13 protein-coding genes are annotated in these 17,888 nt (G+C 54.8%); 7 read left to right on the forward strand and 6 right to left on the reverse strand.

Translation table 11 applies throughout. The annotated features are described in order from the left end of the window. Entirely contained in the window at nucleotides 1-915 is a 915-nt protein-coding gene (gene cysK / locus GYMC10_RS29990) for a cysteine synthase A (protein WP_015737858.1), read from the reverse strand. 587 nt (nucleotides 916-1,502) lie between these two features. Between cysK and GYMC10_RS29995 the strand changes: the two genes are divergently transcribed. The 7 genes from GYMC10_RS29995 to GYMC10_RS30020 all read left to right on the forward strand — a co-directional run bounded on the left by GYMC10_RS29995 (nucleotide 1,503) and on the right by GYMC10_RS30020 (nucleotide 10,124). Further along, nucleotides 1,503-2,360, forward strand: a complete 858-nt coding sequence (locus GYMC10_RS29995; protein WP_015737859.1) for a biotin/lipoate A/B protein ligase family protein — start codon at nucleotides 1,503-1,505, stop codon at nucleotides 2,358-2,360. Nucleotides 2,361-2,462: 102 nt separating this feature from the next. After that, the gene (locus GYMC10_RS32090) at nucleotides 2,463-2,720 is read left to right on the forward strand and encodes a hypothetical protein (protein ID WP_015737860.1); all 258 of its coding nucleotides are present in this window, start codon (nucleotides 2,463-2,465) and stop codon (nucleotides 2,718-2,720) included. 125 nt (nucleotides 2,721-2,845) lie between these two features. Beyond that, nucleotides 2,846-4,471: a PhoX family protein gene (locus GYMC10_RS30000; protein WP_041622279.1), complete on the forward strand. Its 1,626-nt coding sequence runs from the start codon at nucleotides 2,846-2,848 to the stop codon at nucleotides 4,469-4,471. A gap of 24 nt (nucleotides 4,472-4,495) precedes the next feature. Further along, nucleotides 4,496-4,717 carry a twin-arginine translocase TatA/TatE family subunit gene (tatA, locus tag GYMC10_RS30005; RefSeq protein WP_015737862.1) on the forward strand — a complete coding sequence of 74 codons (222 nt, stop codon included), beginning with the start codon at nucleotides 4,496-4,498 and terminating at the stop codon, nucleotides 4,715-4,717. After that, nucleotides 4,674-5,447, forward strand: coding sequence for a twin-arginine translocase subunit TatC (gene tatC, locus GYMC10_RS30010; RefSeq protein WP_015737863.1), 774 nt, complete (start codon nucleotides 4,674-4,676; stop codon nucleotides 5,445-5,447). The genes tatA and tatC overlap by 44 nt, the downstream gene beginning before the upstream one ends. A gap of 363 nt (nucleotides 5,448-5,810) precedes the next feature. Beyond that, nucleotides 5,811-7,388, forward strand: coding sequence for an amidase (locus GYMC10_RS30015; protein ID WP_015737864.1), 1,578 nt, complete (start codon nucleotides 5,811-5,813; stop codon nucleotides 7,386-7,388). Between the two features lie 438 nt (nucleotides 7,389-7,826). Then, nucleotides 7,827-10,124, forward strand: coding sequence for a helix-turn-helix domain-containing protein (locus GYMC10_RS30020; RefSeq protein WP_015737865.1), 2,298 nt, complete (start codon nucleotides 7,827-7,829; stop codon nucleotides 10,122-10,124). A 107-nt stretch (nucleotides 10,125-10,231) separates the two neighbouring features. Here the strand turns inward: GYMC10_RS30020 and GYMC10_RS30025 are convergent, their stop codons facing one another. The 5 genes from GYMC10_RS30025 to GYMC10_RS30045 all read right to left on the reverse strand — a co-directional run bounded on the left by GYMC10_RS30025 (nucleotide 10,232) and on the right by GYMC10_RS30045 (nucleotide 17,753). Next, nucleotides 10,232-11,278, reverse strand: coding sequence for a glycoside hydrolase family 18 protein (locus GYMC10_RS30025; protein ID WP_015737866.1), 1,047 nt, complete (start codon nucleotides 11,276-11,278; stop codon nucleotides 10,232-10,234). Between the two features lie 21 nt (nucleotides 11,279-11,299). Continuing rightward, nucleotides 11,300-13,918 carry a transglutaminase domain-containing protein gene (locus GYMC10_RS30030; RefSeq protein ID WP_015737867.1) on the reverse strand — a complete coding sequence of 873 codons (2,619 nt, stop codon included), beginning with the start codon at nucleotides 13,916-13,918 and terminating at the stop codon, nucleotides 11,300-11,302. A gap of 7 nt (nucleotides 13,919-13,925) precedes the next feature. Next, nucleotides 13,926-14,951 carry a carbohydrate-binding family 9-like protein gene (locus GYMC10_RS30035; RefSeq protein WP_015737868.1) on the reverse strand — a complete coding sequence of 342 codons (1,026 nt, stop codon included), beginning with the start codon at nucleotides 14,949-14,951 and terminating at the stop codon, nucleotides 13,926-13,928. Between the two features lie 65 nt (nucleotides 14,952-15,016). Continuing rightward, on the reverse strand, nucleotides 15,017-16,303 hold the full coding sequence (locus GYMC10_RS30040) for an alpha-L-fucosidase (RefSeq protein ID WP_015737869.1): 1,287 nt from the start codon (nucleotides 16,301-16,303) through the stop codon (nucleotides 15,017-15,019). 64 nt (nucleotides 16,304-16,367) lie between these two features. Beyond that, entirely contained in the window at nucleotides 16,368-17,753 is a 1,386-nt protein-coding gene (locus GYMC10_RS30045; RefSeq protein ID WP_015737870.1) for an alpha-L-fucosidase, read from the reverse strand. Nucleotides 17,754-17,888: the final 135 nt, after the last annotated feature.

The following is a 17,888-nucleotide window of genomic DNA, read 5'->3' on the forward strand; positions in this document are numbered from 1 at the left end:
TTAGAAAATATCCATGCTGAGATACCGTTCTCCCGTATCCGGGGCAATGCAGACAACCCGCTTCCCTTCCCCCAGCCGCTTCGCTACGCGAAGGGCCGCGAATACCGATGCGCCGGAGGATGGGCCTACCAGTATTCCTTCCTTGCGGGCCAAATTCCGAGCGGTCTGCAATGCATCCTCGTCGGCGATCTGGATAATCTCGTCATATACGCTTGTATTCAGGATCTTTGGTACGAAGCCCGGGCTTGTGCCCACGAGCTTGTGCGGTCCCGGCTGTCCGCCGGAGAGCACAGGCGAGCCCTGCGGCTCGACCACCGCGATATGGAGGTTCGGCAAAGACTTCCTCAGCTCTTCCCCGGTTCCGGTTACGGTGCCGCCCGTTCCCGCCGTCGCCACGAAGGCGTCCAGCCGCCCTTCCATCTGTTCCATTATTTCCGGTGCTGTCGTCACCCTGTGAATGTCCGGGTTGGCCGCATTCTCGAACTGCTGCGGAATGAAGCTGCCCGGAATCTGCTCCCTAAGCTCGAGCGCCTTGGCAATCGAGCCCGGCATGCGTTCGCTGCTCGGTGTCAGCACGACCTCCGCACCGTAGGCCTTCAAGATATTAATCCGTTCCTTGGACATGTTGTCCGGCATAATCAAGATGGCCCGATAGCCCTTGGCGGCTGCAATCATCGCCAAGCCGATGCCGGTATTCCCGCTCGTCGGCTCGATAATGGTGCCCCCCGGTTGGAGCAGGCCCTGCTCCTCCGCGGTATGAATCAGATTGTAGGCCGCACGGTCCTTCACGCTGCCGGAAGGATTGAATCTCTCAAGCTTTACATAGACGTCGGCTGATCCTTCTGGCACTAGCCGCCGAAGTTTCACCATTGGCGTCTGGCCGATCATATCAACCACACTATTATAGATCTCCATGATGTTGATCTTCTCCTTTTATATATGAAGTGAAGTCATTCTCCGTTATACCATATGACTCATAAAGACAATAAGCTTACTCGGATTATAACAAAAACGTCGATCGACGTACATTCGCAGATGACAGACCGCAGTTAGATGAAGTTTTTCTTGCGATATCAGGAAGAACATGCTTTTGAAGTTTATACGCTCTGATATCTAAACAAAAACGTCGATCGACGTACATTCGCAGATGACAGACCGCATTTAAAGGAAGTTTTTCTTGCGATATCAGGAAGAACATGCTTCGAAGTTTATACTCTCTGATATCTAAACAAAAACGTTGATCGACGTACATTCGCAGATGACAGACCGCGGTTAGATGAAGTTTTTCTTGCGATATCAGGAAGAACATGCTTTTGAAGTTTATACGCTCTGATATCTAAACAAAAACGTCGATCGACGTACATTCGCAGATGACAGACCGCAGTTAGATGAAGTTTTTCTTGCGATATCAGGAAGAACATGAATTTATGGTATGCTGTTCATGGAACAAGATTTGATCGGGCTTTACTTTACCCTTTCCCTATTAAGGAGGCGCAACAAGCGTGAACATTCCGCTGATACTACCAGAAGACCAACCCGTCCTGCTGCTTGACCGGACCGATAATTTAGCGCATCAGGACGTGCTGTATCATTTTGCGCTGGACGAGCTTTTATGCAGGCTGACCGGAGAAGGCGGGCCCGCAATCTGCCATCTGTGGCGGCATCCGCGCGCCTTTGTCATGGGCGTGCGCGACAGCCGCCTGCCCCAGGCGCTGCAAGGGGAGGCCCACCTTCGTTACCTCGGCTATGACACTGCCGTTCGCCATTCGGGCGGTGCCGCGGTACCCTTGGACGCGGGCGTGGTGAACCTCTCCCTCATCCTCCCCTTTGCCTCCGCCGGACCGGCGCCTGATTTCCATCAGGACTTTGAAATTATGGTGGAGCTGATCCGGGAAGCCCTCCGCGGTACGGGCCAAAACGTCGATACCGGCGAAATTGCCGGCGCTTTCTGCCCCGGTACGTTTGATCTCAGCATCGGCGGCCTCAAATTTTGCGGCATTGCCCAGCGGCGGCAGCGGAGAGCCTTCATTATCCAGGCTTTTATCATTGCCGAAGGTTCGGGCAGCGAACGCGCCCGGCTGGTTCGTTCCTTCTATGATATCGCAGCTGAGGGAGCCGATCCCAAGCATTATCCTCTAGTAGAAGCTGACAGCACCGCGAGCCTCGAGGAACTGACCAACATCGGCATCGGCTTCGACGCGGTGCGTCAATTCACCGCAGCCGTTAAAGGGGTCATTCGAGGATGGCAGGCAGGCAAGGATTTGGCCGAAGCGGCTTCCAGGTTTACGATGCCTGGGGCCGAGGATATCCGCATTATGGCCGATCAGATGCGTCAGCGGTATAAACGCACCCCCATTTGAGGCAAACCAATAAAGCGGATTTAGCTTCGATCCCGCAACCATGAAGGAGGTGCTCCTCTGGACGATACAGAAAATCGGTGCGCTTGCTGCGGCAGGACCGGAGTGGAAACCACCGTTCACCATCTGACTCCCCGGGAATATGGCGGCGCTCGCCTTCCCACCGCCCTGTTGTGCATTCCATGCCACAAGCAAATCCATCATCTCTATACCAATAAACAGCTCGTCGATCAAGGCTTAACGACCCTGGCGGCACTCAAACAGGATCCGGCCATGCAGTCCTTCATCCGCTGGATCCACAAAACTCCCCCTGAAACGATCCCCAGATCCCGCAAATCCAAAAATGTTCGGGGGCGGCGATAGCCTCCCCTAATTTACTTCATTTTTACATTTCCACCATTCACCGATGATATTCCCATAACATTTCCCCTATAAACTTGTCCTGATGGCAATTTATACATTAGGGGTGGATAAGCTTGAATAAAACGATGGATCGCAAAACGTTTCTGTCTTATCTGGGTACGGGCGCAACCGCATTGGCAGCCGCTTCCGCTGGCTTAGGCGTATTGGAAGGAAAGGCCTCCGCCATGTCCGGAACCGCAAATCATCTGTTCGGATTCAAAACGAATCGGGTCAGCGGCTACTTCGAGCCAATCGAACCAACCAAAGCAGACCAGCTCGTCCTGCCTAAAAATTTTAAATATGATGTCATTGCGGCATTCGACGACGTAATCAATCCGGCTGGCGAAAAATTCGGCTCCGGCTGCGATTACAACGCATTTTTCCCGCTCAAGGGCTCCAATGTCCGCGGCCTCCTGGTCAACAATCATGAGTATTCCACCATCTTCTCGATCGGACCTGTGAAGGACGGGAAAATGACGGCGGATCAAATCCATAAAAACCTGTATTACCAAGGCATGTCGGTCATTGAGGTATACCGCGACGAGAAGGGCGTATGGAAAATGGACACCACCTCCACCCATGCCCGCCGCATCAACGGCTTCAGCAAATTCGACATCACCGGTCCGGCCAAGGGCATCCCTGCCCTGAAAGGCGCCACGACGGCGACCGGCACGTTTGCCAACTGCTCCGGCGGCGTAACGCTGTGGAACACGGTTTTGTCCTGCGAAGAGAATTTCGAAGACACGGCGGCAGTCTCGAACCTGCCGGATACGCACTACGGCTGGGTCGTCGAGGTGGACCCGTTCGATAAATCCTTCTTGAAGAAGCACACCGCCCTCGGCAGATTCAATCATGAGAACACCGCCATGGGCCTTGCCGCAGACGGCCGGGTCGTTGTCTATATGGGCGACGACAAGAAGGATGCCTGCGTCTATAAATTCATCAGCAAGCACAAATACGATAAGAGCAAAGGGCGCGCCAACTCTGCGCTTCTGGAAGACGGAACCCTGTACGTTGCCAACCTGAAATCGGGTAAGTGGCAGCCGGTCACCCTTGAAGCCGTAGCCAAGGCCACTGCAGAAGATAAAGAGCTCAAGGCCAAATTCAAGTCCCAAGGCGATGTGGTGACTTACTGTCAGGAAGCTGCCCGTCTTGTCGGCGGAACGCCGACGGACCGTCCGGAAGACATCGAAATCTCGCCGTTCGACAACACCGTGTTTGTCTGCCATACGAACAACGACAATCACGGCAACATCCACGGTCATATCACGCGTATCTTTGAAGCGGGCAACGATCTGGCCGCCATGGAGTTCGACTTTGAGATCTTTGCTGCCGGCGGACGCCAATCCGGCTTCAGCTCGCCGGACAACCTGGCGTTCGACTCGAACGGCGACCTGTGGGTCGTGACGGACATCTCCAGCAGCAGCCAGAACAAAGGCGTTCATAAATCCTTTATGAACAACGGACTGTTCGTGATTCCAACCAGCGGGCCGGAACAAGGAGTTGCGCTGCAATTCGCTTCCGGACCGGTAGAGTCCGAGCTTACAGGTCCTTTCTTCACTCCCGACGAGCAGACGCTCTTCCTGTCCGTTCAACACCCGGGCGAGAATACGGAAGACCTCAGCAAACCAACCAGTACATGGCCTCACCGCTCCGGCGAAAAGATGGCACGCTGCGCGGTCGTGGCGATTAGCGGCTTCAAACTGGAATAATACCAATCGAAAGGAGCGAGGATCATGCCGTTTGGCAACATTGGAATCGGTGGTTTAATTCTTATTTTGATTATCGCACTCATCATATTCGGTCCCTCCAAGCTTCCAGAGCTCGGTCGCGCTTTCGGGCGAACCTTAAGCGAATTTAAGGGCGCAACCCGCGGCTTGATGAACGGAGACGACGAGAATGGGAAAAAAGACGATGCTCCGCAGACTGCTGCAGCGGTCGATAAGCAGCACAGCTAATCCGAACGACCAAAGCGCGATCGAACATCTGGAAGAAATGCGGAAGCGCCTGATCCGCACGTTGATTGCGTTTCTGGTCGCGATGGTGGCCGCCTTCATCTACGTCGAGAAGATCTATCACTGGCTGGTACGCGGGATGGACGAGCAGCTCGTTCTGCTCGGTCCCTCCGAAGTGATGTGGGTGTATATGATCATTGCAGGCGTGGTGGCCGTCACCGTCACGCTTCCCATTGCCGCTTACCAAATATGGCGGTTCGTGCAGCCGGCGCTGCCGGACGGAACCCACCGCTCCGCCATGCTGCTCATTCCCGTCATCAGCGTGTTATTCATTACCGGCATCTGCTTCGGATACTTCGTGCTGTTCCCGATGGTGCTGCAGTTCATGCAGCGCATGGCCGAAGGGGCCTTCCAAACGATGTATACCGCGCAAAAATACTTCACGTTCATGATTCATATGACCGTACCGTTCGGATTTCTGTTCGAAATGCCCGCCATCGTCGTTTTTCTGACGAAGCTCGGCATCGTGAATCCGCACCGGCTGGCCAAGATGCGCAAATCAGCCTACTTCCTGCTCTGCATCGTGGCCGTGACCATTACGCCGCCGGATATCATGTCCGATCTGATCGTGATCGTCCCGCTGTTCCTGCTGTACGAAATCAGCGTTTCGATCTCCAGATTCATCTATCGCAAGCAGCTGCAGCTCGCTCAAACGGAGGGCAGCGCAACCTAATTCCACGTCCGTTTCCCCCGAAGTTGGACGGAACCTTCAAGAACCCGTGACTAGACAGCCTAAGCAAGCAGGTTGTCGTGAACACGGGTTCTATTTTGTGTAAGATTATCTTACATAATTTTTTATCGAAATCTCATAAAATGATTGACACCTTCAAAAAAAACCATTAACTTTACTAATTAACAAAGAATCCAACACCACTTCGTCATTAAAATGTTATGAATCAGGAGGTGAAATGTTCTAAATCACTTAGAGATTGTCATATTCATGTTATTAATACTTACATTCTTGCAGTTCAGTTCCTTGATAGTCTCTAAGATCGCATGGGAGATGCGAAAAAACGACGAATGGGGGAAATGATGAATGATGAAAAAACAAACCAAGATATTCAAACGCGTGTTGTCCATGGCACTCCTGCTTGGATTGGCCATGAACAGCATAACCGCTGCGGCAGCTGAACGGTTTCCCTATGAGGAAATTACATTGAAGGAGCTTGAGAAGGGTTACGCGGAAGGAACGTTCAAAACCGAAGAGGTTGTGAAGGCCTACCTCGACCGGATCGGCATCTATGAATCCAATTACAATGCGTTTACCATGATGAATGCGGGCGCGCTTCAGGAAGCCCGCGAGGCTGACCGGCGCCGGGCGGCCGGCGAGAAGCTCGGCCCCCTTGCAGGTGTGCCGATTGTCATCAAGGAAGCCGTCGACGTCGCCGGCTTCCCGTCCACCTTCGGCTGGGGCCCGCTCAGCAAAGAGCTCGGCGGAATCGAGCTGATTCCGGAGAAGGACGCCCCCGTCGTTGCCCGCTTGAAGGCGGCCGGCGCCATTATACTGGGCAAGACCAATATCCCGGCATTCAGCTCCGACGGTACGCGCGCCAGCTCCAGCTGGGCCGGCGACACCTATAACGCCATCGACCGGAAGCTGGTCCCGGGCGCCAGCAGCTCCGGAACGGCGATGTCCATATCAGGCAACTTTGCCGTGCTCGGCATTGCCGAAGAAACCGGCGGATCGATCCAGAATCCGGCGGCTGCCCAAGCGCTGGTCGGCATCAAGCCAACCTTCGGATTGGTGCCGAATGCCGGGGTCGTGCCTCTCGCCGGAAGCACCAGAGACGTTGTCGGCCCGCATGCCCGTACGGTTCACGACGCCGCCGTCATGCTGGACGTCATCGCAGGCTACACGGCCGAGGATGCCAAGACCGTTGCATCGATCGGCAACATTCCCAAGAAAGGCTACACCTCCAAGCTGAATCCGTTGGCCCTCAAGAACAAACGCATCGGTCTCTATGGCCCGGGGTGGCTTGGCGAAGAGCTGACGGCGGAGACCCAGAAACTATATGACCGGGCCGTGAAGGAACTGGAGGGTCAGGGAGCCATCGTGGTTACCGATCCGTTCGCCGATTCGGAATTCGCCGAATTCGCCAAGTCGTCAGGCTCCATCGGCATTGAATCGATCGTGTACGATATGGAGCAGTATCTGAAGCGCCTGGGTCCGAATGCCGCCATTCAGTCGGTGGATGAACTGATCGTGAAGACGGGCGAGACCCCATCGGCGCTCGCCAGGTACCCGGAAGCCTTGAAAAATCCTGGCTCCGTCCCTGATCTCTCGAAATTCACGGAAATCAGAACGAAGTATCTCCATATTTTTAACGACGTGCTGGATCAACACAAGCTGGATGCACTCGTCTTCCCTCAGATGTATAAGGAAACGCCGCTGCTTCACAGCGAGGACAAAATCGCCGACACTACCGTTCCCGAGATCAACATCGCGGGCGTTCCTCTCGTCACGGTGCCGGCTGGATATTATAAGAGCGGTTCTCCGTTCTCCATCGCCTTTGTCGGCAAAATGTGGAGCGAAGCCGACTTGCTCGGCATGGCCTACGACTACGAGCAGGCAACGAAGCATCGCGTCGCCCCAACGCTTGTCGCCAAGCCTTAATACCTGCCTGATCAGCCTAGTCCAAATCAACCGGAGCCGCAGCGGCTCCGGTTTTTTCAAGCAACGTAGGCAATGATAAGACATGCGCGTCCATAGAAGCCCGGCAACGGCCTATAAGTACCCATTACCTTCGTTATTTACATTGCGATTTTGAAATTTTGCATGTCTCCAATTAATTTTAGTCATGATCCATTGATTTATTAGTCAAGTTCTCCTAGTATTTTCATTAGGAACATCCGGCGGCTAATCATGAAAGCCATAGCCTTGCCTTTATTTATGATAGCGCTATCAGACGGCGCAAAAGGTCAAACGTCTATCGACGTACCTTCGCAGATGATAGACTTATGCCCAGAGGAGATTTTCTTGCGATTATCGAATGGTTCAGCTCTGCTGTAAACTTATCATTCCATAATCTTAAAATACCGGGAGGTTGCAGATATGAAATGGAATCACTTCAAGTCCAAGCTTCTGCTTAAATACACACTGTCCTACATATCCATTTTCCTGATACCTCTTGTTATATTAACCATCATCATTTACCACAATGCCGTGGATACGCTCCGTTCCGAGATCGAGCAGACCAACGTCAATCAGCTGACCCAGGCCAAAACCGTCATCGATGAGCGCATGAAGGAACTGCAGGACATCGCGTTTCGAATTGCCTACGACGAGCAACTGACCCGCTATTGGACCCACCATCCGTACTACAGCCGGGAATCCATCGGGGCCTTGGTCAAATACAAAGCCACTAGCTCCATCATCGATGAACTGTTCCTCTTCTTCCGCGGAGATAACAGCATTTACTCGTCCCAGGGCTTCGAGAACCTAAACGTATTTACCGACCGCTACAAATTCAACAGCTGGAACGAAACGGAGATGGTCCGGGATTTAAACTCCGTCCAAATCCCGACCATGCGTCCGGCGGAACAAGTCGTGCAAGGGACCAAAACCCAGAATTCCATGCTGGCATACCTTGTGCCGATCGCACCCAACAATACGCCGGCTCACGGCACCGTCATGTATTTCATCCACGAATCGAATCTGACGGGATTGATCGACTCCATCCTCAGCGATTATCATGGGATGACTTATATTTTCGATAATTACGGACAAGTGCTGGCCGCCAATTACAAAGGCGAGACCATTACCGAGCAGGAGGTCAACGCGCTGTTCTCGCTTGAGCCGGGAACGCACAGCCTTTCGTTGAACCAAGAGCCCCATTCGGTTGTATCCGTCAAATCCGACACGGGCTGGACTTATGTCACCGCGATGCCAAGCAACCAATTTTTCGGCCGCATCGTGCATATCCGCACTTTTATCGTTCTGGTATTCTCCTTCGTGGTGATGATGGGCACCATTCTGGCGATCATGCTGGCTCGCAGGCAATACCATCCGATTTCGGATTTGATGGAGTTCATTCGCTTGAAGAATGATCCCGAACCGTCCACTCCCAGCAACGAGCTGGAATGGATCAAGAAGACGCTGCATGATTACAGCCAGCGCGTCGACCTTCAAGAGCCCTATGCCCGAAATCATATACTGCTCATGCTGCTGAAGCACGGCCACACCGGGGAATTCCCCGCCGAGTATACGGAGAAGCTGGGCATCCGCTTCAGCCGATCCCACTATTTTGTCGTGACCATGGGCTGGGAGTCGCATGCCCTTCCCATCGGCGACAATCCGGAACGGCGGCCTGTCATGCAGCTGATGAACGATGTGGAGCTGACCGCTTTTTCCGCCTATGCTTATGGCGTGGAGCTGCCGCAGCCCGATCAGCTGGCCCTCATCGTCGGATTCGATGCGGAAACCGGCCATGAAGCGAGCCTTAACGCACGCATGGAGCCCATCGCCCTGGCGCTGCAATCGATCGCGGCCGAGCACACGGGCGTATCTCCCGCGATCGGGGTAGGCAACCGCTACAGCTATCCGGAACAGCTGAATCAGTCCTTCATCGAGGCAACGACCGCGCTGGAAGCATCCATGCTGCATGGACAGGGGAGCAGCACCTTCTTTAACGCTCTTTCAGGCTCCGGTGCGCAGGATTCCTCCTTCTGGGTCCCTAAGGATGTGCTGCTGAAACTGGTACAAAGCTTGAAGCAGGGCAGCTACGACGTGGCGGTTCAGATGGTATCCACCGCATTGAATAACCTGAAGGCGGAAATGCCGTCCGTACCGCTGCTGCGCTGCATATGCTTTGATATCCTGAACACGATGCTGAAGACGGCTTCGGAGCTGGGCATCCATCATGTGGTTAATCAGCTGCCGCGCGTTACTTCCTATGACTCGCTGGAGGATTTGGAGAAGAAGCTGGCAGGCCTCGCCGCCGAAATCTGCGCCCATGTCGAGGCGAAGAGCGAGACGGAAGAAAGCTCCCTGATGGACGAAATCGTCGCTTACATCGATGGCAATTTCACGGATTATGACCTGAGTCTCGGCACGATTTCGTCCAAGTTCTCCATCTCCTCGTCGTATTTCAGCCGCTCCTTCAAAGAGAAGATCGGCATGAACTTTACCCAGTACATCTGGCAGAAGCGGATGGACGAGGTCATCCGGCAGCTGCTGCACACATCCGACCCGTTAAAGGATATCATTACGCGGGTCGGTTACCTGGATACACCGAACTTCATCCGCAAATTCAAGAAAGAGACGGGTTACACGCCGGGCCAATACCGCAAAATGCACAGTCCCAACGCCGCCGATTCCACGGACGATGACGACGATGAGTGCATCGGGTAACGGTTTCGCCGGATAAATGAAAACCTCCCTTGGGCCCTAGGGTCCAAGGGAGGTTTTCGTATGTTTTAAGGCGTTATCAGCCAGCCGTCGCGCAGCGGCGGCATCTTCTATTTCCCGGCCGGGATGCTCTGAAGTCCTTGATGCATGGCCGTCAGCAGGCGACGGGTCGGGTCGCATCCGTATTCCCAGAACATGATCCCGGCCAAGCCTTGCTCCTTCACGTATTGGCATTTGCACCGAATCGATTCCTCATCGTCATAAGAAATCAGGCTGGAGCCGTTAAACAGATACGGCGCACAAGCCTCCTCATCCCAATAACGGATGTAGCCGTTCTTGTTGATGTACTCGGCAGCCAGCTCCGCGAACGCCGGACCATAACCGCCCGTGCTGCCGGCCATTTGGTGAAGGCCGTTGTTCCGGTCCGGCACTTCATTCCATACGCGCGAATAAAATGCGGCACCGATGACAATCTTCTCCTTCGGAACGCCGGCTTGGACGAACAGGTTCACGGAAGCATCCGTGCTGATTCGGAACAGATCGCCGGTGGGCGTGTACAGATTCGTATGATGTCCGGTCAGGATCTGAAACCCGCCGCGCATGTCATAGGTCATCAACTGGACAAAATCCAGGTACTTCTGCACCTCCGCCATCTCCGTGCCGTCTACATAGTACTGGTCGGCCCCCGCAGCTATCGTAAGCAGGTAGTGACGCCCGTCTTGCGAGCCCTTGGCATCAAGAGCCTCCCGGATCGTCTTGAGCAGAAGGGTAAAATTCCGTTTATCGTCCGGACTTGACGCTATGCCGGCCTCCCCGTAGCAAGGATATTCCCAGTCCAGATCGATCCCGTCAAAAGGGTATTCCTCCAGCACCCGTATGGCGGATGCGGCCATGCGTTCCCTTCCCCCCTCAGTTGAGGCGGCTTCCGAGAAACCGCCCGCACTCCAGCCGCCAACGGACAGCAGCACCGTAAGATCGGGGTGATCCCGTTTGATGTTCCGGACAACCTCGCCATTCTTCAGATGCTCGGTCGTGATCTCATCGTTTTTGACATGGCCGAAGGCCACGTTCAGATGCGTCAATTTCGTCAAATCCTCATGCGTCATGTCGGGAAGAGCCGAATCGACGGCGTATCCCGCCGCAATGTACTTCGTCATTACACTTCACTCCGATCCATTCTAGGGTTGTGATATCGCGGCTGCAATTTGCAGCGCTTCTTTCCCGGTGCCGATCTTGTATCCCGAAGCCGCATAACGGATCTGGTCCTGGCCGTCCAGGACGAACAAATGAGGGTAACCGGCTTCATGCGCGGCAGGATCCGGGATGAAGCCCGATAAGGAAGCATAACCGGAATCCCGCAAGAATACCGTGCGTGCCGGCAGCTTGGGATAGCCGGCCGGATCAAAGGAAGCCGTCCATTCCGCATCTCCGATTGCCAGCACAATCGGCAATCCCAGCTTGTCGAGCGGCTCAGCCAACTCGCTCAGCTCGCGAAGCAGATGCTTGGTCGGCTCCCGCTCCGGTTCGATCCAGGCAGCGATGGCTCCCTCTGATCCCAACAGCCCCTTCAGAACGGCCCCGGTTCCATCCAGCCGGGTCAAAACGCCGCCCGTCTCGAGCTTGCCCAGCACGGGAATGTCGACCGCCGTTTCCCGATACGTCAGCGCTACCGCTACGGTATCATCCGCTCGCACGGTAAAGTACGTAAAGCGCACGCTTACCGTTCCGTCCTTCAGCCGGACGCCCGAAGTCAAGCGGTAAGAACCCGGCTCCACCTCATACGGCCCATCGTAAACATCGGTCATGCCATAAGGGTATACCAGCGTCTTGTACACGCCTTCTTCCAAGCGGGCGAAGGTAAAATTCTCGGCATAGGATACGGCTGGCGCGTCCTTCGAAACCTCCGTATCCCTGAGGAGCTGCAGCATCCCCCAGCTCGATCCCTCCTGGTTCCGATGGGAAGCCAGACGGAATACGGCATCTTCCCAACCGCCATCACCTAGGTACTGCGGCTTCTGCTCGCTCGGATGCAGCCGGGCAGGAATTCCCAGACTGCGGCATACCGCCACGAACAGGATATCCAGCGACTGCTGGTCTCCCTTCATCAGGCTGTACGTGCCGGCCGGATTCCCCTTGCCCTTCAAGTTGGGAAGATCTTCATGATACGCATAGCCTTGCTCCAAATGACCGGCAAGCTTCGATGGACTTTCCCTGAACGCTTCTGCCTCCGCGGCCGTAAAGGCATGGTCGAATACGCGTCGATACGGAACCAGCATTTCATAAGAGACCCGCGGGCACAGGATGTACTTCACGAAGGTATCCTCATCCCACGATCCGCGCCGGGAGATCGCGCCCATCAGATGATCATCCAGCGTTTGCCGGAAGGTATCAATCAAATCCTTTTCGTTCAGCGACTCCAGCAGCCGCAGCGGCCACTCGCCATATTCGCCCGATCGCTCCTCCAGGAAAGCGGCGATTTCGCGGCTGTTGCCCCTGGCCTTTTGCAGAACGCCCCACACCCGTTCGGGTGGCAGCCCTAGCGTCTTGGCCACCGCGAATGCCTTTTCCTCGCTCAGGAATGTCCCCTCGTAGTCGGTCCGGATCTTTGACCCTTCCTCCAGACGGCGATTATGAGCCCGGATCATCTCTTCCGGCAGCGCCGACGCGGCATCTCCTTCTCCTTCGGGCGGAGGAACCATATCGAAATCCACGATTCCTGCCGGCTGTTCGGATGAAGCAAGCACTAGCTCAATACGTTCGTTATCGTGGGCCTTATATAAGATTTCGCTCCACTTGCCTTCGCTGACCGCTCGAATCAAGAGATCGCCATAACCCGTCTTAAAGGAGGCCACTCCCCGTTCATCCGTCCTGATCTCGGCAATGGGATAAAATTCGGCCATATTGTACAGCTCAAACCGCACGCTTGCACCGGATACGGGCTCTCCCTGCTCGTTCCTCACGATCACGTCAAGGGTGCGAGCCGGCGCATAGTTCTCCAGCAAATTGATTTCCGTAAATCCCTTCTCATTCAGGGTAATATCCTCCGGCCCCGGGTAATCGGCAAAAATTCGCGTATTGATCAGCATGGCCCTGCGCGCCGGCGGACTGAACCACCCTTGGTTCAACCGAGCTTCCGGTTCGCATGCCCCGATGTAATACCACTGGCCGTCCGCCCATGCTTCCACCCAGGCATGATTGCTGTCGCAATGGGCCCAGCGCGGCGTATACACCTGACGCGCGGGAATGCCGATGCTTCGCAGCGCGGCCACCGCCAGCGTAGACTCCTCGCCGCAGCGTCCGCGCGCATTCCGGATCATCGTCAGCGGCGAAATCGTTCGCAGATCGCTGCCGATGTAGGTGGCCTTCTCATGACACCAGTAATTGGTCTCCAGAATGGCGTCTGCCATCGATAACCGCGCCGTCCGTTCGGCCAGCTCGTTGTAAAGGATACCGCGGAAATCCTCAATATTTTCCGTATTGACCCGATATGGAAGCACAAAATGCAGGAACAGATGATCCGGCACACGCTCGCCCCAAGGCACGCGCTTACGGATGTCCAAGGCTTGGCGCACATGGTTTAAGAACAATGCACCATCGTAGTCGGCCAAGTCGTTCACCGGCATATAAGCAAACAAATATTTCAAAGCCCAAATCTCTTCTTCCGTCAGTTCCTGCTCAAATACGTGAAACAGCTGATCCTTGCGGGCCTCCGCAAAAACGATTTTCTCCTGAAACTTCTGCTCGATCCGCTCCAGCGTTTGCGAATCCAGCGAGAACACCATGGTTTGGCTGGTCATCCTCCGCTCACTCCCTCCATAGCTTTCCGTCTTCCCGAATGCAGATCAGAGCCGTGCCGTCGGAAGAAGGCGCGCTCATCTGGAACAGGCTGCGGGTCGTTTCAATCACGGGTTGGATGCTCCACGAATCCTCGCCCATGAGCTCCTTCATTTCCCGCGCAAATTCACCGTGGGCTTCATAGTGATTACGCTGCCGGTAATAGAGCCTGCGCAGCTCCCATTTGATCCGCTCGTCTTCCGGAAGCGTGAACGCTTGATGCCCCTCCTCGCCGTCGGCGAATACGACATAACCCCACAGCTCCGGGTAATGCATATTGATGATGCCCATGGGCGACCATACCCAGTTGTCCTCGGGGAAAGGCTTGCCTGTCTCCGGATTCACCACCTTGCGATACTCCCCATCTTGCACTTCGGTCTGCCATTCGACGCGCGAGAAGTTGACGCGCCAGAACTCGCCCGGCAACGGCGGGCGGCCGTCTTCGGCGCATTCCTTCAGACTGGCCCAAGGAATCGCCACCTCCACGCTCCATTTCCGGTTATCGGCGCCAGGTCGGTTCAGCTCCCCATCGATAAACACCGCCGTCTTGAGACCGCTGATATCCCAGCCGTTGACCGGCGGCCCGCCATCCCGGTACGGTTTCACCAGCAGCAGATCCCATACCGTATTCAGTGCATTGATCTCGAATTCGTAATATTGATGGCTGTCCCCGTCCGGATCAATGAATATTTCAAAGTCATTATCATAGAAAATAACCGAATCGCGTTCCGTCAAGGTCGCCCAAATCTGATCCTCGATCAGCTCGGCGACAAAATAAAAATAGTCGTCATCCCACAGCATTTTGACCCGGGTCCGTTTGGCCGGCTTCGGGCGAAGATCCCCTTCGATATCAACGAAATCGTCGGTCCATTCCGCCGCATCCCAAAAAGCCTTGTCCACGCGGCCGTCCAGCACGAGCGGCTGTCCCGCACGCCTGCATATGTAATGCTTGGGAGCATACTCTATCCTCGGCTCCGGCACTCCACTTCTGTTCATGTCATTCTCTCCGCTTCGTGAGGGAGGCTAAGCGCCTATCAAGCGTTTGTCTCCCCGTGATATGGTTAGTTATGGGTGACGACGGCTCCCGAGCCGCCATACATCTCCAGCTCTTCGTCAAACTCCAGCTTAAGGACCGTCACCTGCTCATGCGTATCTTCCGGCGTCATTTTGATCCACGTCGTCCCCGGGATGTTGAACCAAGGCACGCCTCCATGGATTTCATGTTCAAGCTCTTTGCCCGAGTGCAGCACGGTAATTTTCTTGATCGGATTGCACAGTCCCTTGATGCACACATTCTCCTTCGGGTCGTCATAGACAAATAAATACAATGTCTTTCGATCCTCGGAGATCGTGCTTCCTCCCAGATAATAGCGGGTCATAATGCCTTCGCCCGTTCCGAATACGGCCTCCTCATGAGTTCGGATCCAAGCTCCCAGCCCAAGCAGAATGTCCTCCTGCCTAGGATCGATGGTGCCGTCCTCGCGGGGACCGATATCCAAGAGCATATTGCCCCCCATGGAGATGCAGTCGCAGAACATCCGAATGATCTGGTTCAATGATTTGTATTTATGGTCTGTAGGCACGTAGCCCCATGAGGTGTTGATCGTGGTGCAGAATTCCCACGGTCCCTCCGGTCTCGTGATCGGAATGCCCTGCTCAGGCGTTTTATAATCGCCGTGGCCCTGAAGCCGCGAGTTGATGATGATATCCGGATTGAAGGATTGCAGATAATGCTTGAACTCCGGCAGATTCCACTGCTCGGCGCTGCGTTCCCAATCGCCGTCGAACCACAGCAGATCCACCTTCCCGTAATTCGTCAGGATTTCCCGCAGCTGATTGTTGTTGAACTCCAGGAATTTCTGCCACTTCTCCTGATCCTGAACGCCGTCCACGGGGCTGGTGTGCGGGTTGACGCCGCTGAGATCCTCCGGTACCCTGCCTCCTTCGAACACGCTCGGATAATCCGGATGCGACCAATCGATCAGAGAGAAATACATGCCCAGGTGAATCCCCTTCTCCCTGATCGCTTCCGCATACTCCCGCACGATGTCCCGATTGGCCGGCGTCCGCTTGACCACGTTGAGATCGCTGTACTGCGTATCCCACAGGGCAACGCCGTCATGGTGCTTCGTGGTCAGCACGGCATACCGGGCACCGGACTTCTCGATCAAGTCCGCCCATTTCTCCGCATTGAATTTCGACGCCGTAAAGCCGTCCAGCTGCTTCATGTACTCGTCGTACGTGATCCTCCCGTTATAGAAGGACCAGGATTCCGAGACCCCGTCCACGGCATAGATGCCGTAGTGAATGAAGATCCCCAGCTTGGCTTCTTCGAACCATTTCTGCATATCTGTCCACACCTCTTCTTGAAGTCGTTATAACATTAGAGAAATCGTTTATGCAGCCCGCCTCTTAACGAAACCGCAATACATGCGCGATCGGCGCCAGCCCCTGACGCTCCTGATCCGGAAGTCGGACCGCGACGCCATCGTCCGTGTGGCGATAATCCAGCGCCTCCTGACCCCCGACCAGATCTATGCGGCTGAACGCCGTCTGAATCGGAATGAACAGCTCCTCAGGAACGGCTTCTTGCTCATTTCGATACAGATAGATGGCGTAGGTCGTATCGCCTTTTTGGGTAAACTGGACCGCGCCGGAGGAATACGGCTCACAGACACGAGTCCCATAGATGGCCTCTCCGTAGACTTTCAGCCACTCTCCCATACCCTTCATTCGTGAAATGGCCGTCTCGGGCAGCCTTCCGTCCGGCTGCGGGCCCACATTGAGCGCTAGATTTCCGCCTTTGGCCACGATTTCGGCCAGCAGGTGAATAAGCTGGCGCACCGTTTTGTAACGATCCTCGTAGCGGAAGGAGAAGGAGGTTCCCATCGTGATGCAGCTCTCCCAAGGCACATGAAGGGCACGCTCAGGAAGGGTCTGCTCCGGCGTGATCAGATTCTCGTAAGGCCCGCCGACCGTGCGGTCCGCCGAAAGAAGCCAAGGCTGAATCTCACGCGCCTTCTCTACCACTTCGCCCAATCGGATATTCTGGTCCCGGTAATCGTTCACCCAGCCTGCATCCAGCCACAGCACATCGATGCGGCCGTAACGGGTCATCAGTTCCATGATCTGCTCATGGGTAAACTGGACGAACTGTTCCCACAGCCAAGGATATTTCTTCGGATCGTAGCTTGGGCCGCGAGAAGTGAAGCTCCCCGCTTCCATTCCCGGCGCCCAGTAGTATGGGGTATGCCAATCGGCCTTGGAGAAATAGGCGGAGATGCCGAGCCCCTTGGCACGGAAGGCATCGAACAGCTCCTTCGTGATATCGGCGTGTTTATGCCTATGGAACGGACATTCCGGTCCCGTAACGCGATAATCGGTCGTATGCGTATCCCACATGCAGAATCCGTCATGATGCTTGGTGGTAAAGTTCAAATATTTGAAGCCGTTATCGGCTGCCAGGTCAGCCCACAGATCAGGCTGAAAGCGAAGCGGGTTGAACGTCTTGTTCAAATCGAAATACTGCCGTTTAAGCTCCTCCGCATCGATGTCCCAGTCAATGCCGTCACGTGACCAGTCCGCGTCTTTATCGCTCAGCGCCCACGATTCAACAAGGCCCAGCTGGGAATACGGCCCCCAGTGCATCATCAGGCCCAGCTTCTGGTCCTTGAACCATTCCAATCGCTCCAGAAGCAGCGGATCCTCCGGCTTGACCCATTTGTCCTCACTGCTGAAATTGTGCACGCCCTGCTCCACTACCGCTTGCTCTTCCTCAACCAGCTTGTTCTCCGACATGGTGTACCTCCAATAGTCATTTGTGATAACGATATCTTTGAAGATCATTAGAAAGGGCTTTGCCTGCCCTTTAAAAACAATAGCCAACCCCCGGTCATGAAGCGACCGGGATACGTTGGCTCTTTGTTTTTCATA

Source organism: Paenibacillus sp. Y412MC10 (assembly GCF_000024685.1).
GTDB classification, from domain to species: Bacteria; Bacillota; Bacilli; order Paenibacillales; family Paenibacillaceae; genus Paenibacillus_AQ; species Paenibacillus_AQ lautus_A.